The sequence below is a fragment of the Veillonella sp. CAG:933 genome (genome assembly GCF_000431435.1).
Classification (GTDB): domain Bacteria; phylum Bacillota; class Negativicutes; order Veillonellales; family Veillonellaceae; genus Veillonella_A.
On record NZ_HF986212.1, the window covers coordinates 1 to 6,103 of the forward strand.

The 6,103-nt window shown below is 46.1% G+C and carries 5 protein-coding genes and 1 pseudogene; all 6 read right to left on the reverse strand.

Going from position 1 to position 6,103, the window contains the following annotated elements; genetic code table 11:
• Nucleotides 1-128: 128 nt before the first annotated feature.
• The gene (locus tag QZL64_RS08510) at nt 129-1,343 is read right to left on the reverse strand and encodes a chloride channel protein (protein ID WP_021841570.1); all 1,215 of its coding nucleotides are present in this window, start codon (nt 1,341-1,343) and stop codon (nt 129-131) included.
• 158 nt (nt 1,344-1,501) lie between these two features.
• Complete coding sequence (locus tag QZL64_RS08515) at nt 1,502-1,879, reverse strand: PaaI family thioesterase (protein ID WP_021841571.1); 378 nt, start codon at nt 1,877-1,879, stop codon at nt 1,502-1,504.
• A 107-nt stretch (nt 1,880-1,986) separates the two neighbouring features.
• The gene (menC, locus tag QZL64_RS08520) at nt 1,987-3,216 is read right to left on the reverse strand and encodes an o-succinylbenzoate synthase (RefSeq protein WP_226974237.1); all 1,230 of its coding nucleotides are present in this window, start codon (nt 3,214-3,216) and stop codon (nt 1,987-1,989) included.
• 136 nt (nt 3,217-3,352) lie between these two features.
• Nucleotides 3,353-4,804: an o-succinylbenzoate--CoA ligase gene (menE, locus tag QZL64_RS08525; protein WP_021841573.1), complete on the reverse strand. Its 1,452-nt coding sequence runs from the start codon at nt 4,802-4,804 to the stop codon at nt 3,353-3,355.
• Between the two features lie 18 nt (nt 4,805-4,822).
• A complete protein-coding gene (gene menB, locus QZL64_RS08530; protein WP_006556072.1) occupies nt 4,823-5,665 on the reverse strand; it encodes a 1,4-dihydroxy-2-naphthoyl-CoA synthase in 843 nt (280 codons plus the stop codon).
• Between the two features lie 142 nt (nt 5,666-5,807).
• Nucleotides 5,808-6,103, reverse strand: a pseudogene (locus QZL64_RS08535) (2-succinyl-6-hydroxy-2,4-cyclohexadiene-1-carboxylate synthase); the annotation flags it as partial.

The following is a 6,103-nucleotide window of genomic DNA, read 5'->3' on the forward strand; positions in this document are numbered from 1 at the left end:
TATTTGTCGCATTTGATTATACTATGAACCTTTATAAATTTTTTACAAATTTTGCAAAAAACTTTACAACATTATAAATCATCAAGAATCGTACGTATTCTTTATATAATATGCCGATTATCTTAGCATTATATTTTATCTTTAAGCCACGCCTGCGTAATCATCCCCATCCCCATAGCGAGTGCAATCGGGAATAATAGTTCCACTGAAAACCGCGATAATTCCAGCATAAATACAGAGGAAGTAAGCGGCATTTTTTGCGCGAGACCCAAGAACACTACTGCCCCCAAAAAGGCACTGAGTCCAATTGAAATAGGCCCGATAGCGAAGTTCCACGCAATGGCTACAACGAGGGCCAAAGTACTCCCCAGCATCATGGATGGTGTAATTTTACCACCATAAGCGCCGGCGCCCATAGCGAGTAGGACAGCAGCCCATTTAGCGGCAAAGAGTCCTAAGCCATATTCCCAAGGTACTAAATGAGCAAAGGTAAGCTGATTTCCAGGTTTACCGTTACCCAAAATGGCCGGGAAATATACAGCCATAAGGCCTACGAGGCCAAAGGCAATCACCGATAATAAAATCATCTTAGGACTTTTACGATCAAACTTAGGTAAATAAGCTTGCGATTTATCAAAAAACACTACAGCCACGCCGATAATAATCCCGATAAGTACGGAAAATTCGGCAAAATTTCCAATCATAACCGGTTGTGGCATATCGTACTGAACCGTATCACCAAGCCCTAAACGAACCACAAATGTGGCAATACCACAGGCGATAAAAGCGGAGCTCAACGCTCTCACGTTCCAGGTTAACAGCAGTGTTTCCAAAACGAAAATCGTGGCCGATACCGGCGAGTTATACACGGCCGCTAAACCGGCACCGGATGCACAAGCAATGAGAAGGGATCGATTTTCATTCGTTAGTTTCACATAGCGCATCACCCAAGTAATTAGCGCCGAAGTTGCTTCGCGCGGTGCCACTTCTCGACCGAGCGGAGAACCCATAGCCACGGTTATAATTTGCAAAGTAGAGTGGATCAAAGTAGTTACCGGCGGCATTTCTTTCGTCACATCTTTTACTGCGTCTTTAACTTCAACAAGTTTGCCGCCATAGCGGTGAATCAGCACCCAGCCAATACCGCCCACAAGACCACAAGCCAGCAACGCCCAAACACGACGTTCGCCGCTCGCCTGCGCTACGCCAACACCAAAGCTCAAATCATTGTAACCAAAGGTAAAATGCTGAATCACATGCAATAAATTGGTAAATACTATACCTACGATACCGGCAAAAATGCCGACTAATACAACCAGGCCAAATACTTTACGATCTAACACACCAAACTCCTACACCTGTATTACTCTATTTATTCCAAAATTATAAACATATCCCTATTATAACACTTCACTCTGTGTTTTCGACATTCCGTACAGTTTATTTACATCTCTTAAAACGTCTTTACAAACCAATTACTAAACAAGTACTTCATAACCAGCTATTTACAATTCATCTCAATCAATGCATTAACCACAGTTACTTGCGAAATGTGTTCGCCTTTTTCATTAGTCAACTTTATTTCCCACACATGACTGCGTTTACCGCCATGTAATAAGATTCCCTGCGCCAACAATTTGCCCTGAGGCTTCGTTGCTTTTAAATGGTGAGCTGTAACAGTCTGTCCTACGCCCACATAGGCACCTTCACCCATAAGATTACTGGCCATGCCCGCGATAGCTTCGCAATACGCAAGCGTTGCGCCACCGTTTAAAAAGCCAAACGGCTGGGCATGAAATTCACCCATGGTCATAGTACTTTCAAAGCCTGTATCCGTTAAATTTACATAATCTATATTTAATTGATCAACTAAAGTCATAGTGCACTCCCTTCCGATTGCTATAAATCTTACACCTCATCATTTTGAAGGCTCAATTTTTAACCATGATCTATTTTATCTATCTTCTATGTCGTCTAGCCCCAGCTCTATTCAAACACAGTCCTGTCCAAGGTATATTCTCGCAGAGCCGCATCATTTATATCCGTTCCCAGACCGGCTTTGAAATCCACGGCTAACTTTCCCTGTAAAAACTCAATAGGCGTGGTAATAATGTCCTTTTCAAAATAACGGCTCATATCCGATAAATCGCCGGCCATCCACGTATCTGCCAAGGTAGCCAGCTGTACATGCATGTATTTTGAAACACCGCTTTCCACCATGCTGCCAATCCAAAAACCAATCTTATGTTGACGACAATAACTTAAGCAGTCCAAAGTTTCGCGGAGCCCACCAAGGCGTCCTACTTTAATATTCAATAAATCGAGCCAGCCTGTTTGATGCATGGCTTTTAATTCTGCTAAGGATTGTACACTTTCGTCAAAACAAAGTGGCGTTTGAATCGTCTGTCGTAATTCTTGAGGCAGTGAACCATAAACTTCAGCACTTTTATAGTTTCCTGCTGCATCCTTCACCACAAACGGTTCTTCCAAGGACCGCAGATTATACTCATTTAAAGCAATAATCTCATCAGCCTTGTCCGGCGCAAAACTGCAGTTCGCATCCCCGGCCAAGATAATATCTGGATAAGCCTTGCGTACGGCTGCCACACGGTCCACCGCATCACCGGGCTTGAGTTTTAACTTGATACGTCGGCAACCGTTGTCTACGTGTTTTTCCACAGCCTTTAAAAGCTCCGGAATCGGCATATCGCCCAAAACAACGCCGGATTCAATGGTTTTACATTTTTTACCGGGTACTAAAGTATCGATAGTTGCTAACCCTTGTTCACCATAATAAGCATGGAGGATGGCATTTTCAAGCCCCGCCCAAGCCATAGGATAACACATGCGCAATTTTTTGCCCGTCGCCCTAGGAGAATCGGCACCCTCATTAGCATAGTCAGCATTCGCATTCGGCTCAACCGACACATCCTGTAACGAATCCACCATTTCATACATGGCCCACGGCCCTACCATAGTTTTGCCTACAAAAAACGGCAGCCACGCCGTCAACAGTATCTCTTTACTCTTGGTCAACGTTTCTGCCGTATAAAAAGGCTCCGTAAACGCCACCACTTCGCCATAGCCGGTATAGCCTGACGATGTGGTGACGCCTACGATAAGACTTTCTCGATGTGATAAGGTGCTTTGGGACGTACGAAAGGTAAAGCGCATCGGTAAACCAATGTGCCATAAGGTGATTTTTGAGATTGTCATCTGATGAGTCATCGTTCGTCCCTCGCCTTAAAACAATATTAATATCATCGACGCCACATAGCCTTATTTCAAATGTTGGCATCGCCCTCACATAGCGATTACCTTCGCAGCAATCTGCCATGCCGATCATTCTATTTTACATATCCGCCGCTTCGTCAATCAGCGTGCGACGCATGATTTTGCCAGAGTTATTACGTGGTAATTTTGCCAAACGGCAAATCGCCTTTGGTTGTTTGTAGCGGCCCAAGTTTTCACTCAAGTGCTCTTTAACCGCTTTTACACTGGCCTCGCCGGCATAGTAGAGAATCGGTACCTGTCCCCACCGTTCATCCGCTTTAGGGACTACGGCACATTCCGTCACGCCCGGCAAGCGATAGAGGCAATCTTCCAATTCTTTCGGATAAATGTTTTCACCACCGGAGATAATAATATCCTGGCGGCGATTCACAATATATAAATAGCCGTCTTCATCCAAATAGCCCATATCGTCCGTATTGAAAAAGCCAACAATCGGCGGCTTACCGAGGTAGCCTGTCATGAGCATAGGCGACTGAAGCCAAATTTCCCCGATACCCGTTTCATCGGGATTACGCACTTCAATAACAACACCCGGTAATGGCTTACCTACAGCCTGTCGCTTATCCGGATGAGCCAATACATTCACCGTCGCACTTTGAGCAAAGGTTTCCGTCATGCCGTAGGTCTTAAAAATCGGCATGGCTTTGGCTAAACAGTTTTCCACCAACGCATCGGGGATGAACTCACCACCGAGCAGCACCACCCGCAAGGCGTGGTTATCAATACGATCGATGATGCGCTGCAATACGGTGGGCACCAACGATACCATGGTAAGTTTACCGGACGTAATGCCGGCAATGACTTTGGCTTCGTCAAAAGACGACATAATCGTAGCCGCCGTGCCGTTATATAAGGTCCGCAAAATAATAGACAAGCCCGACACGTGGAACATAGGTAGTACGGTAAGCCAATTATCGTTCGGCGAAACGCCCAGCACCTTGGCCGACGCTTTCACATGGGCTTCAATCTGCCCCCAGCGAAGGGGTACGGATTTTACCGAACCGGTTGTAGCACTGGTGTTCATAATGGCCGCTATAGCCTGATCCATCAGTGGCGGCACCAAGAGACCTTCAAAGCATTGCACAAGTCTTGTGCGGGATGTTTCATCCATAGGCGGCAAGGCACCCCAGGTACGCCAAGCTACTTCGTTGACCGCACTGTGATGGGGTCGGCAAAAACGACCGTTACAGGTTGCTTCCACCCGTTCCTGCACCGTGGGTGACGCAAAGATTAAATGAACGCCCAAGTCGAGGGCTTGCTGTTCCTGCTCCTGTACAGTGAGGTGTGGATTTACTAAAAATACTTCTTTCCCTAAGGACCATAACGCGAAGAGCATCACCGCCATGTCCACCGAGTTTTCACTGCAAAGACCGATGCGGTTCTCACCGCGCACTACGGCCGACAAAAAGCCGGCCTGCAGTACGGTGCGCTCATATATCGTTTTATAAGTATAGCCATCAAGAAAGGGCTGATTGGGAGTTGCTTGCGCCCGCTCTCGTAACCATCGCATAATTAAAACGTCCTCCTATCAAGGGAATTTAGGGAATTGTTTGAAATTAGGTTTACGTTTTTCTTTGAACGCGTCGCGACCTTCTTTCGCTTCGTCGGTGGTGTAGAACATGAGAGTTGCGTCGCCACCGAACTGTTGTAAACCGGCAAGACCGTCGGTATCAGCGTTGAAGGATGCTTTTAAGAAGCGAAGGGCCATTGGGGATAATTGAAGGATTTCTTCACACCATTTAACGGTTTCTTCTTCCAATTGGTCAAATGGCACTACCGTATTAACAAGACCCATGTCGAGGGCTTCCTGCGCGGTGTATTGGCGGCACAAGAACCAGATTTCACGGGCTTTTTTATGACCGACCAAACGAGCGAGGTAGCCTGCACCGTAACCGGCATCGAAGGAGCCTACGCGCGGACCGGTCTGGCCGAATTTAGCGTTTTCAGAAGCAATGGACAAGTCACAAACGATGTGAAGTACATGACCGCCACCGATAGCATAGCCGTTAACCATGGCAATAACCGGTTTTGGCGTGATGCGGATTAAGTGCTGCAAATCGAGCACGTTAAGGCGTGGAATGCGGTCTTCACCTACATAACCGCCGTTACCGCGCACACTCTGGTCACCGCCGGAGCAGAATGCTTCTTTATTCACATCGCCGCCGTGGTTGGCACCGGTTAAAATAATTACGCCCACTTCGGTGTCATCACGAGCAATGGTAAACGCGTCAATGAGTTCCACCACTGTTTTAGGACGGAACGCATTGCGGATTTCAGGACGATTAATAGTGATTTTGGCAATGCCGTTATAGGTTTCATAAATTACATCTTCATAACCGCGATCCAATACTTGCCAATCAAACTTGCTCATAATAGCCTCCTTTTTAAACCTCTGCCGACCGTATTTCAGTTGCAATCGGCAATGCTAGCTACATTAATATACATCTAAAAAGCACTTAAAGTCTTCATAGTTAACAACTAAAACACATAAAGTATTCATAGTTAACAGCTAATCAACTGATGTTTTTGTCATTATAATCTGACAAAAACAGGTTTACTATATCATTAAATTCATCGGGCATTTCGGTGTGCACATTGTGCCCCGCCTCAGGGACCGACACATGGGCCGAGTTTTCACAAAACCCGAAAATAGTCTTCCCTATGTCATCATACTTTGTATCAAGCGCCCCCGATACGTAAAGGATTTCTATTTCCAAATCGGCAATTTTATTCCCTACGTAGGGCGTCATGCCCTGACCGGTGCCGCGTAAAGTATGGGCGAGCACCTCCGGTGTGTTACTGAGACGAC

Coding starts and splice junctions, on each gene's coding strand:
- QZL64_RS08515 (WP_021841571.1), bottom strand. CDS start 1,879: ATGACTTTAGTTGATCAATTAAATATAGATTATGTAAATTTAACGGAT.
- menC (WP_226974237.1), bottom strand. CDS start 3,216: ATGACAATCTCAAAAATCACCTTATGGCACATTGGTTTACCGATGCGC.
- menE (WP_021841573.1), bottom strand. CDS start 4,804: ATGCGATGGTTACGAGAGCGGGCGCAAGCAACTCCCAATCAGCCCTTT.
- menB (WP_006556072.1), bottom strand. CDS start 5,665: ATGAGCAAGTTTGATTGGCAAGTATTGGATCGCGGTTATGAAGATGTA.